This window comes from Streptomyces sp. UF-297, from assembly GCF_058245575.1.
This window is the reverse complement of the sequence record NZ_JBSIBZ010000254.1, coordinates 1-458: the sequence shown is the minus strand read 5'-3', so window position 1 is coordinate 458 and position 458 is coordinate 1. Positions and strand designations below refer to the sequence as shown.

The window sequence follows — 458 nt, the reverse complement described above, 5'->3', positions numbered from 1 at the left end:
TGGCCGGTGCAGATGGTGAAGGTCAGGGTGTCGATGAGGATGTCCGACTCGCGGATGCCCCAGTTGCCGGTCAGGTCCTCGATGATCCGCTCGGCGATGGCGACCTTGTTCTCGACGGTACGGGCCTGGCCCTCCTCGTCGATGGTCAGCGCCATCAGCGCGGCGCCGTGCTCCCGGGCCAGTGCGGTGACCTTCGCGAACCGCGAGTTGGGACCGTCGCCGTCCTCGTAGTTGACGGAGTTGATGACCGCCCGCCCGCCCAGCTTCTCCAACCCTGCTTGCAGAACCGCCACTTCGGTGGAGTCCAGCACGATGGGCAGGGTGGAGGCGGTGGCGAAGCGCCCCGCCAGCTCCGCCATGTCGGCCACGCCGTCCCGTCCGACGTAGTCCACGCACAGGTCGAGCATGTGCGCGCCCTCGCGGATCTGGTCGCGGGCCATCTCCACACAGTCGTCCCA

At 68.1% G+C, this 458-nt stretch carries 1 protein-coding gene; it reads right to left on the bottom strand.

What is annotated here, in order from left to right:
• Positions 1-458 (bottom strand): dihydropteroate synthase (locus AC4IJH_RS43705; RefSeq protein ID WP_490857596.1); only part of this gene is annotated, 458 nt, incomplete at both ends.